This window comes from Clostridioides sp. ZZV15-6597 (assembly GCF_020657815.1).
In the GTDB taxonomy this organism is placed as follows: domain Bacteria; phylum Bacillota; class Clostridia; order Peptostreptococcales; family Peptostreptococcaceae; genus Clostridioides.
In genome coordinates, this window is sequence record NZ_JAGWCT010000036.1 from 1 (window position 1) to 18,706 (window position 18,706).

Annotated in this window: 16 protein-coding genes and 1 riboswitch; of the genes, 4 read left to right on the forward strand and 12 right to left on the reverse strand. The window is 27.3% G+C overall.

All coding sequences use genetic code 11. The features are described 5' to 3' along the window. Positions 1-133 precede the first annotated feature (133 nt). The 9 genes from KGF52_RS09955 to KGF52_RS09995 all read right to left on the reverse strand — a co-directional run bounded on the left by KGF52_RS09955 (position 134) and on the right by KGF52_RS09995 (position 9,796). Entirely contained in the window at positions 134-442 is a 309-nt protein-coding gene (locus tag KGF52_RS09955; RefSeq protein ID WP_227829405.1) for a hypothetical protein, read from the reverse strand. A gap of 142 nt (positions 443-584) precedes the next feature. Beyond that, complete coding sequence (locus KGF52_RS09960) at positions 585-2,849, reverse strand: molybdopterin cofactor-binding domain-containing protein (protein ID WP_227840064.1); 2,265 nt, start codon at positions 2,847-2,849, stop codon at positions 585-587. A 3-nt stretch (positions 2,850-2,852) separates the two neighbouring features. Next, the gene (locus tag KGF52_RS09965) at positions 2,853-3,302 is read right to left on the reverse strand and encodes a 2Fe-2S iron-sulfur cluster-binding protein (protein WP_227840065.1); all 450 of its coding nucleotides are present in this window, start codon (positions 3,300-3,302) and stop codon (positions 2,853-2,855) included. Next, a complete protein-coding gene (locus KGF52_RS09970) occupies positions 3,302-4,090 on the reverse strand; it encodes an FAD binding domain-containing protein (protein ID WP_227840066.1) in 789 nt (262 codons plus the stop codon). The genes KGF52_RS09965 and KGF52_RS09970 overlap by 1 nt, the downstream gene beginning before the upstream one ends. A gap of 193 nt (positions 4,091-4,283) precedes the next feature. Continuing rightward, positions 4,284-5,552, reverse strand: a complete 1,269-nt coding sequence (locus KGF52_RS09975; protein WP_227840067.1) for a cation:proton antiporter — start codon at positions 5,550-5,552, stop codon at positions 4,284-4,286. Between the two features lie 343 nt (positions 5,553-5,895). Continuing rightward, a complete protein-coding gene (locus KGF52_RS09980) occupies positions 5,896-6,057 on the reverse strand; it encodes a DNA polymerase III (RefSeq protein ID WP_227829410.1) in 162 nt (53 codons plus the stop codon). Positions 6,058-6,261: 204 nt separating this feature from the next. After that, complete coding sequence (locus KGF52_RS09985) at positions 6,262-7,341, reverse strand: lysylphosphatidylglycerol synthase transmembrane domain-containing protein (protein WP_227840068.1); 1,080 nt, start codon at positions 7,339-7,341, stop codon at positions 6,262-6,264. A gap of 103 nt (positions 7,342-7,444) precedes the next feature. Further along, complete coding sequence (locus KGF52_RS09990; protein ID WP_227840069.1) at positions 7,445-9,040, reverse strand: putative ABC transporter permease subunit; 1,596 nt, start codon at positions 9,038-9,040, stop codon at positions 7,445-7,447. A gap of 48 nt (positions 9,041-9,088) precedes the next feature. Beyond that, on the reverse strand, positions 9,089-9,796 hold the full coding sequence (locus KGF52_RS09995; protein ID WP_227840070.1) for an ABC transporter ATP-binding protein: 708 nt from the start codon (positions 9,794-9,796) through the stop codon (positions 9,089-9,091). Positions 9,797-10,074: 278 nt separating this feature from the next. On the opposite strand from KGF52_RS09995, the gene KGF52_RS10000 reads away from it, so the two are divergent. Beyond that, entirely contained in the window at positions 10,075-11,220 is a 1,146-nt protein-coding gene (locus KGF52_RS10000; protein WP_227840071.1) for a DEAD/DEAH box helicase, read from the forward strand. Positions 11,221-11,307: 87 nt separating this feature from the next. Here the strand turns inward: KGF52_RS10000 and KGF52_RS10005 are convergent, their stop codons facing one another. Next, positions 11,308-12,684 carry an NCS2 family permease gene (locus KGF52_RS10005; RefSeq protein WP_227840072.1) on the reverse strand — a complete coding sequence of 459 codons (1,377 nt, stop codon included), beginning with the start codon at positions 12,682-12,684 and terminating at the stop codon, positions 11,308-11,310. A gap of 93 nt (positions 12,685-12,777) precedes the next feature. Further along, a riboswitch (purine riboswitch) is annotated at positions 12,778-12,880 on the reverse strand. A gap of 266 nt (positions 12,881-13,146) precedes the next feature. On the opposite strand from KGF52_RS10005, the gene KGF52_RS10010 reads away from it, so the two are divergent. Together KGF52_RS10010 and KGF52_RS10015 are read left to right on the forward strand one after the other, a co-directional pair. Beyond that, entirely contained in the window at positions 13,147-14,493 is a 1,347-nt protein-coding gene (locus KGF52_RS10010) for an MATE family efflux transporter (RefSeq protein WP_227840073.1), read from the forward strand. 63 nt (positions 14,494-14,556) lie between these two features. After that, the gene (locus KGF52_RS10015) at positions 14,557-15,951 is read left to right on the forward strand and encodes an SLC13 family permease (protein ID WP_227840074.1); all 1,395 of its coding nucleotides are present in this window, start codon (positions 14,557-14,559) and stop codon (positions 15,949-15,951) included. A gap of 129 nt (positions 15,952-16,080) precedes the next feature. On the opposite strand, the gene fsa is transcribed toward KGF52_RS10015, so the two are convergent. Then, positions 16,081-16,755 (reverse strand): fructose-6-phosphate aldolase, encoded by a 675-nt coding sequence (gene fsa / locus KGF52_RS10020; RefSeq protein ID WP_227840075.1) that lies wholly within the window; start codon positions 16,753-16,755, stop codon positions 16,081-16,083. Positions 16,756-17,041: 286 nt separating this feature from the next. On the opposite strand from fsa, the gene KGF52_RS10025 reads away from it, so the two are divergent. Beyond that, complete coding sequence (locus KGF52_RS10025) at positions 17,042-17,806, forward strand: DeoR/GlpR family DNA-binding transcription regulator (RefSeq protein ID WP_227840076.1); 765 nt, start codon at positions 17,042-17,044, stop codon at positions 17,804-17,806. A 273-nt stretch (positions 17,807-18,079) separates the two neighbouring features. Here KGF52_RS10025 and KGF52_RS10030 read toward each other — a convergent pair whose 3' ends face one another. Beyond that, on the reverse strand, positions 18,080-18,301 hold the full coding sequence (locus KGF52_RS10030; protein ID WP_227434761.1) for a hypothetical protein: 222 nt from the start codon (positions 18,299-18,301) through the stop codon (positions 18,080-18,082). Positions 18,302-18,706: the final 405 nt, after the last annotated feature.

Genomic DNA, 18,706 nt, shown 5'->3' on the forward strand with positions numbered 1-18,706 from the left:
CATATAAAATTAAATAGTTAGATTTTAAATATATGTTATAATTATCATATATTTAGATTAAAATAAGTTTATATCTTAATTAAAAACATTAAAAAAGAGCCTTAAAATTAGGCTCTAATAATTTATTTTAAAATCAATGAACTCTAGTATCTTTTAATTTAGATAATATCATCCAAGTTCCTACACAATCAATTTCTAGTTGTTTCTCTATTTCATCATATAGCATTTCTTGATATGATGTATTTAAAACAACATTTTCAACAAGTTTAGAAATTTCTTCTTCTGCGAAGTCAATTTCTATTTGATTCTTCATTTCCTTAAAAAATACCCTTGCTTTCCTCTGACTTATTGAACGACCCTCAAAGCTGACTAAACATTCTAAAATGTTATTATCTCCTCTAAAATTATTTACTGCTCTCATATTATTTAGATTTCCAGCCAAAACATCATCCCCTTAGTTAATTTTATATTTTACAAGTAAAAGTTCATAATATTATAATAACTACTTATTAAATATCTTTCAACAGGTATAACATAACTGGTTGTTTAACATGTAAAACTAGTCTAAAATCTGTATAAAATACTTACTTATTCATTGCCATAAAAACTTTTTCAGGTGTAATAGGAAGTGTATTTACTCTAACCCCAACACCATTAAAAACAGCTTCTTGTATTGCTGGTAAAGGAGTATTTATAACAACTTCTCCAACAGATTTAGCTCCAAAAGGTCCTGTTGGCTCATAATTTTCAACAAAATCAACTTCCACATTTCCAATATCACATCTAGCTGGAATCTTATATTGCATAAATGTGTTTGTATCCATGTTACCTTTTTCTGTATATCTAACTTCTTCAAACATTGCCATTCCAATACCTTGAACAATTCCACCTTCAACCTGTATCTTTGCTAAGTTTTTATTTATAACTGTTCCACAGTCCACTATGGCTACATAATTTAATAAATCAACTTTTCCAGTTTCTTTGTCAATTTCAGTTTCTGCAAAACCAGCTATAAAAGGTGGTGGTGATACTGGACTACCATGAGATGCAAGCCCTATTAATTGATTAGTATTTGGCCCAATTGTAGAGTCAACTGCTATATCAAACAACGAAGTACTGCATTCTTTACTAGTTAATTTTATACCATCAAATTCTACTTCTTCTTTATCTACACCTAGTTTAGTGGCTCCAGCAGATATTATTTTATCTCTCAAGTCTTGAGCTGCTTTAACTACTGCCATTCCAGTTACATAGGTAGTACTTGAAGCATATGAACCTGGGTCATATGGAACCAAGTCTGTATCTGCTGATATAACTGTTATATTTTCAATACTTGTCTCAAGAATTTCAGCAGCCATTTGTGCTAAAATTGTGTCACTTCCTGTACCCATATCAGTAGAACCTATCATAAGTGTATAGTCTCCACAGTCATTTAGTTTTATTTCAGCTGAAGATTTGTCAAGACCTTGTATACCAGAACCCTGCATAGTAATTGCCATACCCACACTTCTAACTTTTCCATTTTCAAGATGCTTACAAGGATATTTTTCATCCCATCCGATAAGTTCTTTCCCTTTATTTATACATTTTACTAAATCTACACTATTTAAAGTTTTTTCATATGCAAAGGTAGTTTCACCTTGTGTTACTACATTTTTTAATCTTAAATCTGTTGGGTCCATTTTTAATTTATCAGCTAACATATTTATAGTTGATTCAACAGCAAAACAACCTTGAGAAGCTCCATACCCTCTAAGTGCACCAGCTGGCATTTTATTAGTATATACTACATCTGCAACAAACCTTGTTGCTTCAACCTTATTATACATTGGTAAAGTCTTCTCCCCAACTAGACCAATAGTTGTAGAAGCATGTTCTCCATATGCTCCTGTATCTGAAAGTGCATTTATATCTATAGCTTTTATTGTTCCATCATTAGTGGCACCTAGTCGAACTTTTAGTTTCATTGCATGTCTACTAGTCGAACAATTAAAAGTTTCTTTTCTATCATATATTATTTTAGCTGGTTTACCTGTTTTTAAAGTTACAATAGCTGAAAAAATCTCAACACAAGCAGTTTGTTTACCACCAAAACCACCACCAATTCTAGGTTTTATAACTCTAATTTTACTAGCTGGTAGTTCTAATGCACGGGATAGATGCCTTTTAACATGAAATGGTATTTGAGTTGAACTTACTACAACTAGTCTTCCAGCATGGTCTAAATAGTTATATGCTCTATACGTCTCCATCATTGCATGGGCTTGAGCTTGAGTATAATATGTTTCTTCAATCACTATGTCACAATTACTTAATACTTTTTCTATATCACCTTTTGTATAGTCATGATGTGACACTATATTCTTTTCTCTCTGCATGCCTATTTCAAAATTACAATGTCTATCTTCATCATGTACTATAGTTTTATTTCCGATTGCCTCTTCAAAATTCAAAACAGGTGTTAGTACTTCATAATTTACCTTTATAAGATTCATTGCTTTAACTGCACTTTTCTCATCTATAGCTGCAACTATAGCTACCTCATCGCCAACATATCTCACAACATTTTCAAGAATTAGCCTGTCATAAGGTGATGGTTCTGGATATGTTTGACCAGCAAGTGTAAATCTAGATTTTGGTACATCTTTATATGTTAAAATACATTCAACACCATCAACCATTTCTGCCTTTGATGTATCTATATCTTTTATCTTTGCATAAGCATAAGGGCTTCTAAGTATCTTTACTATTAAAGCATCTTTTGCTGCTAAATCATCAGTATATACAGGTTTTCCTGTTGTTATACTCATTCCATCTATTTTTTCAATTCCTTTTCCAACTATATTCATATTCTACTTTACCTCCAGATAAGTTTTGATAGCTCTTAACTGTCCCATATATCCTGTACATCTACATAAATTTCCTGTTAAATAATGTTTTATTTCTTCATCTGTAGGGTTCTTAAGTTCATCTTTCATTGCAAGTACAGTAAGTATAAAACCAGGAGAGCAGAAACCACATTGTTCAGCTCCTTCTTTTACCAAAACTTCACTAAATTCTTTAACTTCATTTTCTAAACCTTCAATTGTAATTATCTCTTTATTTAAAACTCTCAAAGTTAATGTCGAACAAGATAATGTAGGTTTCTTATCTATTAAAACTGTACAGAGACCACAACACCCTGTATCACAACCCCTTTTTACACTTAAATTGCCCACTTTTCTTAAAGTATCAACCAAATATTCCTCTGGTTCTATATCAACATTTTTCATTTTTCCATTTATATTAAGCTTCACTAACATTAAATAACCTCCATTATAGCTCTTTTTAAAAGTACTTTACTCATGGCTTTTCTATAGTCTTTAGATGCTCTCATATTAGAACCAAATGTTAATTCCTCTGAAGCCATTTCTATTGCCCTATCTATATTAGATTCATTAATTTCATTATTAGATAAAAACTCACTAGCTTTTTTTGCAACTGTAGCTTTTTGAGGTCTTGCTCCTATACATAGCTTAAACTTATTACCATATTTTGAAACAGACACATTTAAAATAGGATAATCACTTTTTGCATTTCTCAATGACTTATAAGAAGCATTTTTATTTTCCTTCTTTATATACACCTTAATCAATAAGTCTTTCTCATAATCTCTATCTAAAAATTCTTCAAGGCTAATTCTTCCACCTTTATATAACTCTACTTCTGTATCTAATGAAAGCAATGCCACTATCAAATCAGAAAACCCATATTTAGAAAATACTGTTGCACCAACTGTTACTACATTTCTAAACTGAATTCCTATTATATCTTTAACTGAATCTTCTAGTATTTTGCCAAAATTATCTTTTATTATTGAGTTTGTTTCCAATGTTCTAAAAGTCGTCATAGAACCGATTTCAACATACTCTTTATCTTCTTTTATATAATCTAGGTTTAAGTTAGATAACTCTACTCCTGTCCCTATTCTTTTTTTCCCCATTCTTAAAAAAGCACTTCCACCAATTACTTGATTAGTTTTTCTTTTATTTAAAATTGAGTACGCTTCTTCTACTGTATTTGGTTGTACAATATCTATAACCGTAAACATAAATTTCCTCCCTTATTCGCTATTCTTATTTTAAATACAACTAATTATATCACAGCTTCAACAAATTTTGATAATAAATATATGCAATATGTAAATTATGTAAATTTATTTTTATATAAAAAATAGCTATTTCAATAATTATCACTAGATAACCTTAAAATAGCCATTATTATGTATCCTTTAAAGTAAAAAACTAAAAAGTTGATACCTTTTCGCTTATATTTATCACTTCTTCTTCTAATAATCCAAGTTTTTTAGCTACCAATTTCGTAGTGCTTCCTTGTATTACTAATGTAATTAATATAGACATAAATACTACTGATGAAATTACTTCATATCCAGGAACTTTCATTGCTGAAATAATACCACAAAGTGCAGCTGGTATTACACCCGTTTCTCTTACCCACATCATAAACAATATTTCATTTTTACTCCATTTTGCTTCTCTATCTGCAAGTGCACATACTAAAACACAAATTGGTCTTGCTATAAACATCAATACTAACACTGCAATTACAGATGGTACAAAATATTTACCTAACTGAGCCAAATTAACTTGACTACCTAATATTATGAATATCGCCATACGACAAATAGTTCCTAAAGTCTCAGCAACATAAAAATCTGCATCATAAGATTTTTGGCTTAGCCATATTTTAAAGTTTTTCTTGTTACCAGTTATTATACCTACAATAAAGCAAGACATATATCCACTTCCGCCTAATTTTGTAGATAATTCATATGCAACCACAACTGAAATAACAGATATTATTGGTGCAAAATCTTTAAATATACCATATGGTTTATCATTAACCAATTTCAAAAGCAGTATTCCTGTAATTAAACCAACGACAATTCCGACAACAACCATTGTACCTAATTCATAAATATTTTCACTTAAGGAAAACTTATTTGATAAAATTACAGCTAACACTGCTGATGTTAATATAGCTCCTGTTGCATCATTAAAAGCTGACTCACTTATTACAGTTTGTTTTACTCTATCCTTTATCTTTACCTGATTAAATATAGGTACAAGAGTAGCTGGGTCTGTTGATGCTATTATAGTTCCTGCTAATAAAGCAGTCATTGCACTTACTCCAAAAGTAAATCCTATTACTTGTTGCATTATAAAAGCAGATATCACAACTCCTACAGTGGCCAGTAAAAATACAGATATCTTTACATTTCTCAAAACCTTTAAACTTATCTCTTTCCCACCTAAATATAATATAAATGCAGAACCAAATGTAAGTATCAGTTGATTTTCTATTTGGAATCCACGAATATCTATAAATTTCAAAAATGATGGCCCTATTAAAATACCTACAAGTAAAAATAATACAACATCTGGAATTTTTACTATTTCGCTAAGTTTGCTGCAAATTATTCCAGTTATACTCACAATAGCAAAAATTATCAATAAATTATTGCTAGCAATTGTATGTATAGATGATTCCATGTCAGTCTCTCCTCCTAATATGCATGTATACAACATACTTATTTATTCATTTTACTATACAATTATAGCACACAAATAAATGCTATCAATCATTTTTTTTATCACTTGCAACTTTACTTTCATTTTTGACAATTAAATAACGCTTATATAATTTTATCTTTTTTTTTCTACCAAGAAAAGGTTGATTTTGTCAAGTTTTATGCATCTATAAAATAACGTTATCCTAATACAGGTGTATTTCAGATAATTTTCGACTTTTTTTTCTATTAAAATAAGTTTAAATTTAACAATAAAACATTTCATTATATTATTTTTTTAAAACACACCATTTTCAACTATTCCATTAACTTGGACGATTGATTTTTTTCTTATCTATTCTATCTCCAAGCATACTGCCTATATTTTTATTTGGATATAGTTCTTCAGCAATTTCGACTTTATTATCACTATTTTTTTTAATATTAAAATTACTTATTTGCTTTTCATTTTTTTTATTTTGTTTCATTTTTTCTCCTTTCTAAATAATATAGAATTTGTATTTACTACTTATTATTTCAAATTTCTATAATTTTAATCAAAAAAGGGAAATATCTCAATATAATACAACTTATTTTAGCAGTGTATTTATATTTAGAATTTCCCTAATAATAATTTTGTCGATTAAATTTGACAGACTAAGTAATTTATATTTCTTTTTATTTTCTAATAATTAAACTTTTTCAATAACTTCTTCTAAACTAGAATTACTTTTATTGTCACGTTTCCAGCTATTCAATGTATAATGTGTTCTAAATGTAAACAATCCTGAAATTATTAATAACATATAATATACAAATCCACTATACAAAAGCACTGAATATCCCAATAATTCTTTTGGAATTATGTTTGAGAACATGGTAAAAAATGTAACTTCATTTGCTCCAACATTTCCTGGTGTTGGAACTGGTGATATTGCCATGTATAAAAATACTTGCAATGTCATTATATGTATATATGATACTCCTTTTAAATTTGAAGCTTTATACACACAATAAACTATACTAAAGTATGCTATGAGTTGTAGTGCAGTAAGCAATATGCTCAAAACTAAAATTCTTACATTTTTAATAAATATCTTTATAGAATAATTGTAGTCATCAATATAATGATTTATTCTATCTCTTTTTAAATCTAAAAACTTAAATGCTTTAAATTTAGATAAAAAATTAATCAAAATCTCTGCTACCATTTTTACTTGCTTAGGACTAAATACTATTAAGAGCCCACCTAATAACATGCTTACATTCATGGTCATCCCAGCGGCGATTAAAACTCTAACTGAATGTACTTGTTCCATTAATAATGGCTTATTCAATAAAATTAAAATTCCACAAAATATAGTAACTGTACTTTGAAATACAACGGTCTTATTAGTAACTATGGCTACTGATTTACTGAGACTAACATCATACTTTGTAAGTGCATATATTTGCATTGGCTGACTCCCAGATGCAAAGGGAGTAACTAAATTATAATAAAATCCCATTGTGGCCATTTTAATACCTATAAATTTTACTTTTGTTTTTTGAACTGCATTTATTATTAAATGTGTCACAATAGATTCAATTATCATATATATTAACATTATTAGTATGCCAAGAAATATATAGGTTTTATTTACTAGACTTATAATTTTAGGTATTAGTTTTACATCTAAAGTGGTTGATACTAAATAAGTAGTAATACATATCAAAAATAGCAAAAATCCATATTGAATAAAATCTTTTTCTTTTTTGGATAATTTTCTCATTTATTTTCTCCTAAATTTTTTCATATCACTATACAATAGTATACTACTTAGCATATTCTTTGCAATACCTTAAAAAATAAGTCTTTTTTTAACACAAATATATCTATAAATTTTTAAATATTTTTACTCCTTTAATTGAAATAATTCTCCATAGCATAAAGTCTAATATAAGCGTAAGCACACTTGCTAAAATCAAATACATATTTAGAAATGAAACTTTCAATAACATATATGTGCCTCCAAGTACAACTATATAAATTAATGATGCTAATATTGTAACTATCATACTTGCACTTCTTTTTACTACTGCTACTTCATTTTTCCAATCAAGGTTTGGATAAATCAAATTTGATAACAATCCCATTAAAGCCACAAACAGTGACATAGTTACAATCAAGCAACTTGCTACCATCACAAACTGAATTTCAAAGTTCAGTTTTATAGACACTAATATTAGACATAAAACAGATAGTGGTGCATTTAATAAAAAATTCATCAATATTTTTGACCAAAATATCTCCCTTTCATCTATTGGAGAAGACTTTAGTATCCATAGATTCTTTCCTTCAAAAGAAATTGAACAATATGTTGTGCAGTTTATTACTATTATAAATAGAAACGCACCTAATAACTGTATTTTTATAATACTAAAATCTATATTCATTTTTAGTAACTCACCTATTTTATCAGCTCCAAATGCCAACACACCAATTGTAGCCACTATCAAAAATAACAGACCAATAGAAGAATTCAAAAAGTAAATAAATGAAGAAGTATATCTTCTAAATTCTTTTTTCAATAGAGCCTTTGAAGGTTTTGAAATTTTTTGACTTTTAAATTTATAGTTTTTAGTCTTATAACTTTCACCCATTCTAGCATTTATATTTGTAAATCCTTTTGCAAACAGAGTTACAAAGACAAAAAATGGTATTAATGATATTGCTATAAATATTAAAAATGAAACTATACTTCCAGTTTTAAGAGCATCAACAAAATAGTATATAGGTGGATATATTTTATTAATTGTTTCTGAAATAGATACACTATTTTTTAATAACTCAACTGATATAGAGTTTAATTTTGACATGAGTACAGTATAAGCCAAAATTAATATTACACTACCTATGATTAACACTAAATTTTTATATTTTAGTCTTGATGATAGCTGTCCTATGAATAAGAAAATTATTGATGAAACAACTATTGGTAGTAATGGCAGAGCCAAAAATAATAATATTAAATAAGGAAAATATGTTATATTTACATCGGCATTTAAAAAATAAACTACTGCTGGTATAATCATACACACTGAAGAAAACAAATAATTAGTTCCAACTAACATTAATATTTTACTAGCCAATATAGTAGATTCTTTTATTGGCAAACTAGTTAATAACTCTAAATCCTTCGCTTGAAACAGATATGATGAAGTTTTATATAATGATGTAACAATTGCCATTACTGTTGATAATCCAAAGCCAAACACAAGTAGCATTTCCATTTGATTTATTTGTTTTAAAATATCAACTAGAAAAAGGCTTAAACTTGTTACATAAAATATTAATAGCCCTGCTACAACGACCATTGAAAACATCATTCCTATTATTTTTTGTTTTTCTTTGCTGTCTATATTTTTTAAAGCATTCAATTTAAACTCATTTATTATATTAGTTTTTATTAATATACTTAGATTACTCATAATTTATCATACCTCACTTTAGACATTATATTCTGTAAAAATATCACTTTATTTTTCTATTAATTCCATAAAAATATTTTCAAGAGAATTGTTTCCTTTCACTTCTTCAGTAGTTCCATAAGCAATTATTTTTCCATCTTTTATTATGGCAATCTTATCGCAGATTTTTTCAGCAACTTCTAATACATGTGTTGAGAAAAATATACAACCACCTTTTTTACAAAACTCCTTCATGATTTCCTTTAATATAAAGGAAGCTTTTGGGTCAAGACCTACAAAAGGTTCATCAAGAATTAGAATTTTAGGATTATGGATTAAAGCTGAAATTATAGCTAGTTTTTGTTTCATACCATGTGAATACGAAGATATTAAATCACCTAATGCCTTATTAATTTCAAATTTATTTGAATAATATTTTATTAATTCCTCTCTTTCCTTTTTATCTACCTCAAATATATCTGCTATGAAGTTAAGGTATTGTATTCCAGTTAAAGCTTCATACAAATCTGGATTATCCGGAATATATGCCATTTCCTTTTTGCACTCAACAGATTGTTTTTTTATAGATTTAGAGTTTACAAGTATTTCTCCTCCCTCAAAATCATGTATCCCAACAATTGCTTTAATAGTAGTAGTTTTTCCTGCACCATTATGACCTATAAATCCAAAAATCTCTCCGTCATTTACCTCAAATGAAATATTATTTACTACCTTTTTATTTTTATATGATTTAGATATATTGCTTATCTTTAACATAATTTCCCTCCATATTATATATTATAGTTTTAATACTTGTTATATATAATATATAACAAGTATTAAACAATTACAACTACAATTTGCTAAATTTTCAAATTTATATATTAGGCAATTGTAAAAATACTGAAATCAATATAAATATAAAAAAATCATCTATATTTACTTCTAAATTGCACATAATTATAAAATAATGTATAGTTCGATTTGACTAAACAATGTATAATAAGAAATAGTTAACTACAATTAATATAAGTTTTTAATAGAAGGAGCAAAAGATGAACACATTTGAACAATTAAAAATAAGTTCTACTCTAATAAACGGACTTAAAAAACAAGACATAACTTCTCCAACAGAAGTTCAGTCACTTGTTATAGAAAATATAATGCAAAATAAAGATTTATTAATCAACTCACAAACTGGAACAGGAAAAACACTTGCATATGTTTTACCTATATTTGAAAAAATTGATACATCAAAAAGAGAAACTCAGGCTCTTATACTTGCACCAACACATGAATTAGTAATGCAAATTACAAATCAAATTGAATTATTAGCAAAAAACTCAGAAATTCCTTTAACTTCACTAGCCTTAATTGGAGAAGTTAATATACAAAAACAAATAAAAAATATAAAGTCTGTAAAACCTCATATAGTAATAGGAACTTGTGGAAGAATTTTAGACTTGATAAAACAGAAGAAGTTAAAATCACACAACATAAAAACTATCGTTTTAGATGAAGCAGACAATTTATTGAATGGTAAAAATATAACTTGTGTAGAAGACATCATAAAAACTACATTAAGAGATAGACAAATCATAGGTTGTTCTGCAAGTCTTACTGATAGTACTATAAAAATTTGTGATAAATTTATGAAAGAATTGGAAATAATAAAAACAAAAGAAAAGTCACAGATAAATCCTAATATAAACCATATGTATATGTTGGGAGAAATAAGAGATAAATTTACTTTTCTTAGAAAGACATTAGCTGCTACAAACCCAAAAAGAGCTATTGTATTTGTAAACAATGAAAAAAATATAGATGTTATAGTATCAAAATTAAACTATCATAATTATAAAGCAATTGGAATTTTTGGAAATATGCCAAAAGAGGATAGGAAAAATGCAATAAATAAATTTAAACTTGGTAAAGCAAAAATTTTAGTTACAACAGATTTATCTGCTCGCGGGCTTGATATAGTAGATATAAGCCATGTTTTTAATTTAGATTTTCCAAATAGTAAAAATGAATATCTGCATAGATGCGGTCGAACTGCTAGAGGAAATCGAAGTGGAGATACTATTTCAATAATAACAAAAAAAGAGTTAGATATTATAAAAGAATTACAAAAAGAATTTAATATAACAATTGTGCCTAAAATCTTAGATAAGGGAAAATTAGTAGACATATCTAAGTAATACAAAAAAATAAAGAGCTGTAACTTCTTCTCAAAATAGATTAGAAATTACAGCTCTTTATTTTATTAAATTTTTAAATAATGTCTATTATAATAGCCAAAGTTTTATTATAAATAATATAGCAAGAACAATCATTACTACTGAAACATGTTTCTTGTCTTCAGCCTTTTTAGCTCCAAATATGTTGTAAAATACATTTACAAAAACATAAGTTAATATACCTAGAGTTAAACCATCACCTATACTATAAGTTAATGCCATACAAGCAATAGTAACGAAAGCTGGAACACCTTCAGTTATATTGTCAAACTCAATATCCTTAACTGTACCAAGCATTAAGTATCCAACATAAATTAAAGCTGGTGCTGTAGCACATGATGGAATTGCTATAAATACAGGAGAGAAAAACATTGCAACTAAGAATAAAACTCCAACTGTTACTGCTGTCCATCCAGTTCTACCACCTGCAATAACCCCTGTTGAACTCTCAACATAAGTTGTAACTGTAGATACTCCAAGCCCTGCACCTACTGTAGTTGCAACTGCATCTGTAAGTAATGCTCTACCTACATTAGGAACATTTCCTTTTTCATCTAGCATATTTGCTTTAGAGCAAACCCCTACTAATGTACCTACTGTATCAAAGAAGTCAACAAATAAGAATGTACAAACTATTACAAAGAAACCACCTATGTTTGTTGGATGTAATACATATCCTAAATCTATTTTACCTGCTATTGGTGCTAAACTTTCAAATTTGAATATTCCGCTAGGTAAGTATATACCTAATTTTTGTGCATATTCTGGATTCATAAATGCAAATCCCCAAGCAAGTAATGAACTTACCACTATTCCAAAAAGTATAGAACCTTTAACTCTTTTTTTATCTAATACTGCTACAATTATTAATCCTATGCAAGCTATTATTACTGCTGGAGTAAATTTCCCCATCTTTATAAGAGTAGCTTGATCTCCAATTACGATTCCACAATTAACTAAACCTATAAGTGCAATAAATATACCTATACCACCTGTAACAGCAAGTTTCATATTCTTTGGTATTGCATTTACAACAGCTTCACGAACTCCACTTACTGATAATATTATAAAAATGATACCTTCTACAAATACCGCTGTAAGAGCTACTCCCCAAGGAACACCCATTTGTAAGACTACTGTGTACGCAAAAAATGCATTAAGACCCATACCTGATGCTAAAGCAAAAGGAAGATTAGCAACCATTCCCATTAAAATACATCCAAATGCTGCTGCTAGACATGTCCCTGTAACAAGAGCACCTGCTGGCATCCCTGTTGCTGATAAAATGTTTGGATTTACAGCTATTATATAAGCCATAGTTAAAAAAGTAGTTACACCAGCAATTACTTCTTTCTTCATGTCGACATTTTTATTAGTCAAAATTGGAAAAAGTTTCTGCATGGCACTACTGTTTGTTGTTTGCATAACAACACCTCCTATTAAATTTTACAAAAAAACGACACAGTAACTAATAAGCTGAGTCGTATCCTTCATAATTTAGTTAAATAAATATTTATTTAACTAAATAATAGTATACATAGTCAGAATATTTACGGTATTCCGGTAGAAACTTATGACCCGTATTGTCAAAATTATATGTTATACAATATAAAACATGAATTTTTCTTTACGAATATTATTTTAATTTATATAGTTAATTTTGTCAATATATGCGTATATATTAGAATAAATTTGTATTAATATTCGATTATATTAACTGTTAATTTGCTATATCTACGTCATACTTATATTCTTTACATTTTTACAAAATATATGATTATTTAATACAATTTATTTATAGTAGGGACATAAAGTTTATGTTAAGATTATATTATATTTATTATAGCAACTTGATAATTAATAATTTTTAAATTTGGAGGAATAAGGGTGAAAGATTTAACTACAGGTCATGAGGGAAAATCTATATTCTTTTTTGCTATGCCTATGCTTATTGGTAGTTTATTTCAACAACTATACAATACTGCTGACAGTATCATAGTTGGTAGATTTATTGGTAAAGAAGCTATGGCTGCAGTCTCAGGTGCTAATCCTATAATGTTTTTGCTAGTAGCAATGCTTATGGGTGTTAGTCTTGGTTTTTCTATTTTAATTTCACAGTTTTATGGTTCAGGAGATTTAAAAAAAGTAAAAGCTACTATTGATACTACATATATACTTTTATTTATTGGCTCTATATTAATAAGTGTTATTGGAATAGTATTTGGAGGTCCTATGCTTAAGCTTATGAATACTCCAGAATCAGTTTTTAATCAGTCAAAACTATATCTTACTATAATATTTGGTGGAATCTTATTTTCTGCTGGATACAATTCAGTAAGTGCAATACTTAGAGGACTTGGAGATTCAGTAACTCCACTTTATTTTTTAATAATAGCCACAATTTTAAATATAGTTTTAGATTTAACTTTTATTGTAGTCTTGAAAATGGGAGTTGAAGGCGTTGCACTTGCCACTATAATGGCTCAAGCAGTATCATTCATAATTAGCATAATATATTTAAATAAAAAACACGAAGTACTTAAATTTAAGATTAAAGGAATTATATATGATAATAAAATATTTAAAGATGGTCTTAGATTAGGACTTCCAAGTGGAGTTCAACAGATGTTATTTTCAATTGGCAACATGGCTCTTCAATTTTTAGTTAATAGTTATGGTACATCTGCTATGGCAGCTTTTGGAGCTGGTCTTAGAATAGAAAACTTTATAAGCTTACCTATCATGAACCTTGGTTCTGCTGTTTCCACTTTTGTTGCTCAAAATATAGGTGCTGGAGAAAGTGAAAGGGTTAGAAAAGGAATTCGTGAATCTATAAAAATGACTTTAATTCTAGCAATTGTAGTCGTTGCCTTAATCTTATTATTTAGAGAGAACTTAATTTCTTTATTTAATACTGACAAAGAAGTTATTAAAATTGGCTCTTCTTACTTATTTATAATAGGACCTTTTTTCTTATTTATTGGTACTTCCTTTGTACTTTCAAGTGCAATGAAAGGTGCTGGTGATTCTATGTTTGCTCTGATGAGTTCAGTCGTATCTTTATGGCTTGGAAGAATTCCTGCTTCTTATTTATTTTCTAGATTATTTGGAACAGATGGAATTTGGATGGGTATCCCTTTTGGTTGGACTTTAGGTCTTATTGTTACAGTCATCTATTATAAAAAAGGGTATTGGAAAACTAAAGCTATTGTAAATCATAGAATTAATGAATAATCTTTTAATAAAATGTATTCACCTTCATTATGATATAATAAATTATGGAGGTGGATACAAAAAATGGATATTATTCTTAAGCCAAAACAATTTTGTATGACTATTATGGTTACTATAATTCTTTACTTCTTTCTAAATTATAGTTTCAATATAAAATTTTCTATATGCTTATCTTTTTTAACTATCTTAATATGGGCTGTAGACTCTGTTGAAAAAACTGTAGTTTCACTAGTCTTTGTAATATTAGCTTTTATTTTTAATATTGCACCTTTGAGTGTTATTTTACAATTTTTATTTACAGAAAATTTTTATATAATAATCCTTGCTTACATAATTACTAATGCAGTTGCAAAGACAGGTGTTGCAAAAATTATTTCTGAAAAATTAATTTTAAATACTGTAGATACCCCTAAAAAAATGATTTTTTTATCATATATTTTAGGTGTATTATTAATATTTTTCATACCACAACCATTTCCAAGAGTCATTCTTGTGTCCGCCTTTTATAAGGAATTTTTTAAAGAACAACACTTAACTGAAGATTCAAAATCTATACTTCTGTTCAGTATATTTACAGCATCTACATTTACATCAATGTTTTTTGTAAATGGAGATACTCTTTTAAACTATGTAGTCCTAGAACTTGGAAATTGTAATATAAACTGGAGTCAGTGGGCTTTTTATATGTCTGTTCCAACTATAATTACTTGTTTTATAACTTATTTTTTATTTATATTTGTTTTTAAAAAGGAATTGTCTTTAATAAAATTTGTTTCTTGTGATAATCTTAATTCTAGTAAATTTCAATTTTCCTATTCTAATCTGAAAAAAGAGTTTCATTTATTAAGCGACGAACAAAAACACGTATTTTTATGTTTAGGAATAATGTTTTTTATGTTTTTAACTCAGTTTATTCATAATTTAAATACATTAATTATAATGTCTATTTGTGTACTTCTTTTGTTGTTAAAAAGAATAATTGGTTTTAATACTTTAAAAGAAATAAATTGGAAAGTTCTTATTTTTTTTATAGCAGCGTTTTCTATTGGAGGAGTGTTAAAGTACTCTGGAGTTGTTGATATAATGGGAAACTATTTAATAAAATTAATTCCAAACTCTTCAAAAACTATTTCAATATTATTTTTAATAACCCTGACAATAGTATTGAATATATGCCTTGGAAGTGCTGTCACTACATCCTCTGTGGTGATACCATTACTTGGAAGTTTACATATATTAAAAGAAAATAGTATTGTTCTTTGCCTTTTTGTTTATATTGTAGTAAGTATACAATACATACTGCCTTTTCATCATGCAACAATAATGGTTGGACATGGTGAGAATCTATATAATAGTAAGGTTATTTTTAAGTATGGTTTGACTTTAATTCCTTTAACCTATTTTGTAATAATCTGTATAACATTCCCTTGGTGGAGATTTATAGGTCTAGAAGTTTAACAAAGATGAAAATATGAATTTTCTTTTTAATAATTTAGAATATTATTATCTTAAGTTAATTCATATTTTCATCTTTTTTATAAAAATCTATTTATAAAATTTCATAAAAACTAACTTTTTATTCTCAAATTAGATGTTATTTGTTTTGCTACCTTTTCCAAAAGTATTTTCCCAATCTTCTATAAATTTATCAACACTCCAATCTGTCAATGGGTGATTCATCATGGATTTACAAATATCATATGGTACTGTAACACTGTGTACTCCACACTTCATTAATTCTATAACCTGTTGTGCATTTTTAAAACTAGCAGCAAGTACCTTTGTATCCATATTATAAGTATCTATTATTTTTATAAGCTCTGAAACCACAGATACACCATCACCAGATATATTATCAAGTCTGTTTACATAAGGTGCAACATAGTTTGCCCCAGCTTTTGCAGCTAAAAATCCCTGATGAGCAGTAAATATTGCAGTAGCAGTTATTTTTATTCCTTTTTTATGAAGGTCTTTTATAGCTCTTAAACCATCTTGTGTTACAGGTATTTTCACATATATTTTTTCTCTCAAACTACTTATATATAATGCTTCTTCTAATATATCTTCATACTTTGTACTTAATACTTGAGCATGTATAGGCATATCCTCACCTATAATTTCACCAATCTCACTTATAAGTTGCTTAAAATTCTTTTTTTCTTTTGAAACAATACTTGGATTTGTTGTTACACCATCAACTGGTAAATAAGTACATAGCTCTTTAATCTCCTCTATATTACCTGTATCTAAGATTAGTTGCATTAAAATATCCCCCTTTAAACTTTATTTTTTTATTTTATTTATTCTTATTATATATTGGTTTGATATCATTTTCAACTTTTTTGTTATTGTTTTTTCTGTTTTTTTATTGTTTGATTTTGTTGCATATTTTTATAATTTCTTTATTTATTAAGTTTTAAATAGACTATTAAGAAGAATATACTTTTTATATTAAATTAATTTTGTATTCTATATTAAAATAGTTGATATTTTATCTTTTATCTTATAATATTTACTATAATACTATATTTAGGAAAAGAGGTAAAAGATGTTTGCAGAAGAAAGGATTCATGCTATATTAAATATCCTAAAAAAAGAAGGAAGAGTTACTGTAAAAGAACTCAGTTCAAAATTTAATGTTACAGAAGATTGTATAAGAAAAGATTTAAAAAATATAGAAAAAATTTCTTCAATACGAAGAATTTATGGTGGAGCTGTACTAGTCAGAGAAACTCTTGAAAACCAAGATACAAAAGATAGAAAAGAAATTAATATACCAACAAAAAAAATAATAGCAGAAAAAGCATTTAATCTAATTACAGATAGAGAAACTATATTTTTAGATATATCTACAATCAATATATTGTTGGCTAAACTTTTAGCTGAAAGCAATAAGAAAGTAACATTGGTCACAAATATGCTAGATATACTAAATGTAGTTACTTCAAAGCCCAATAATTTAAATGTAATTTCTACTGGTGGTTTATTAAATCTTAGCCTAGATGGATTTGTTGGAACTCCAACAATAGAATTTATATCAAGATATAAATTTGATAAAACGTTTATGGGCAGTTGTGGTGTAGATGTATTTAATTCTTCTCTTACAACATTTGAAATTGAAGATGGACTTACAAAAAAAGCTATAATAAATTCAAGTAAAAAAGTATTTATAGTTATGGAAGATAAAAAATTTAAACTTGATGGAAACTTTAATTTTGCTCATTTAGAGGATATTAGTTCTATAATTACAGAAAAATCACCTACTCCTGATATAGTAAATACTTTATCAGAATTTAATGTGAATGTTTTATAAACCTAATGATATATTTTGCAAATAGATTCAAGAGATAAACTATTATTTTGTAAATATCCTTAAAAACCTTAATTATATATGATTACAGTAATAATCAAATTCAATATTTAAAATTTTAAAATTAACATGATTTAAATATAATATATTTGAAATAGACCTTCTAAACATAATACAGTTATTTTTAGAAAGTCTATTTCTTCTATAAAACCTTTTATAGTCTTTTTTATCTAAAAACTACTATTGACAATAGTACCTAAATCTATAGACAAAGCTTTATTTCATTTCATCTTTCATTTGCTTTTCTAAATCTTTTGCAAATTTCTTTTGCTCATATCTTTCCATCATTTCATCTTTCTTCATTTCTAGGTTTACCATAGCACCTTGAGCATCATCTTTTAAGTCTTCAGCAGTATTTTTCATTACATAAGCTGTCTTTTTAGCACCTTCTTTTAAATCTTCTTTCATGTTTTTCATATCTCTTTTAAGTCTATCCATCAAAACTACCTCCTCTGTAAATATAATACTTCCTACAGTTATTTTTCCCAAAATGTATATATTTATTTACTCTATCAAGTATAATTTTTAAGTTATTAAATCTGAAACTCCTACACCTAAATGTGTAGGGTTCTTAGGTAATTTAAGACTATCTGAATATATAGCTTTTAATAAAGATTCCCTATTTTTCGTTTTAAAATAAAAATAACATCAAGCATATATACTTTACGCTCAATGTTATTTCTTAAATTCATTGTATTTAATTGTTGGGAATTACTATAATGATGATTTAATTGGAGGATGTTAAGTTATATCATCATTATAGCTTGGTGTTATTTTATGGTTTAAAATTTTTTTATTTCTATTTACATAATACATTTTTAGTATGAATTTTTTGTGATTTTG

What these genes read in the sequence shown, in the direction of transcription:
- KGF52_RS09960 (WP_227840064.1), bottom strand. Translation starts at nt 2,849, where the DNA reads ATGAATATAGTTGGAAAAGGAATTGAAAAAATAGATGGAATGAGTATA.
- KGF52_RS09965 (WP_227840065.1), bottom strand. Translation starts at nt 3,302, where the DNA reads ATGTTAGTGAAGCTTAATATAAATGGAAAAATGAAAAATGTTGATATA.
- KGF52_RS09970 (WP_227840066.1), bottom strand. Translation starts at nt 4,090, where the DNA reads ATGTTTACGGTTATAGATATTGTACAACCAAATACAGTAGAAGAAGCG.
- KGF52_RS09975 (WP_227840067.1), bottom strand. Translation starts at nt 5,552, where the DNA reads ATGGAATCATCTATACATACAATTGCTAGCAATAATTTATTGATAATT.
- KGF52_RS09980 (WP_227829410.1), bottom strand. Translation starts at nt 6,057, where the DNA reads ATGAAACAAAATAAAAAAAATGAAAAGCAAATAAGTAATTTTAATATT.
- KGF52_RS09985 (WP_227840068.1), bottom strand. Translation starts at nt 7,341, where the DNA reads ATGAGAAAATTATCCAAAAAAGAAAAAGATTTTATTCAATATGGATTT.
- KGF52_RS09990 (WP_227840069.1), bottom strand. Translation starts at nt 9,040, where the DNA reads ATGAGTAATCTAAGTATATTAATAAAAACTAATATAATAAATGAGTTT.
- KGF52_RS09995 (WP_227840070.1), bottom strand. Translation starts at nt 9,796, where the DNA reads ATGTTAAAGATAAGCAATATATCTAAATCATATAAAAATAAAAAGGTA.
- KGF52_RS10000 (WP_227840071.1), top strand. Translation starts at nt 10,075, where the DNA reads ATGAACACATTTGAACAATTAAAAATAAGTTCTACTCTAATAAACGGA.
- KGF52_RS10005 (WP_227840072.1), bottom strand. Translation starts at nt 12,684, where the DNA reads ATGCAAACAACAAACAGTAGTGCCATGCAGAAACTTTTTCCAATTTTG.
- KGF52_RS10015 (WP_227840074.1), top strand. Translation starts at nt 14,557, where the DNA reads ATGGATATTATTCTTAAGCCAAAACAATTTTGTATGACTATTATGGTT.
- fsa (WP_227840075.1), bottom strand. Translation starts at nt 16,755, where the DNA reads ATGCAACTAATCTTAGATACAGGTAATATAGAGGAGATTAAAGAGCTA.
- KGF52_RS10025 (WP_227840076.1), top strand. Translation starts at nt 17,042, where the DNA reads ATGTTTGCAGAAGAAAGGATTCATGCTATATTAAATATCCTAAAAAAA.
- KGF52_RS10030 (WP_227434761.1), bottom strand. Translation starts at nt 18,301, where the DNA reads ATGGATAGACTTAAAAGAGATATGAAAAACATGAAAGAAGATTTAAAA.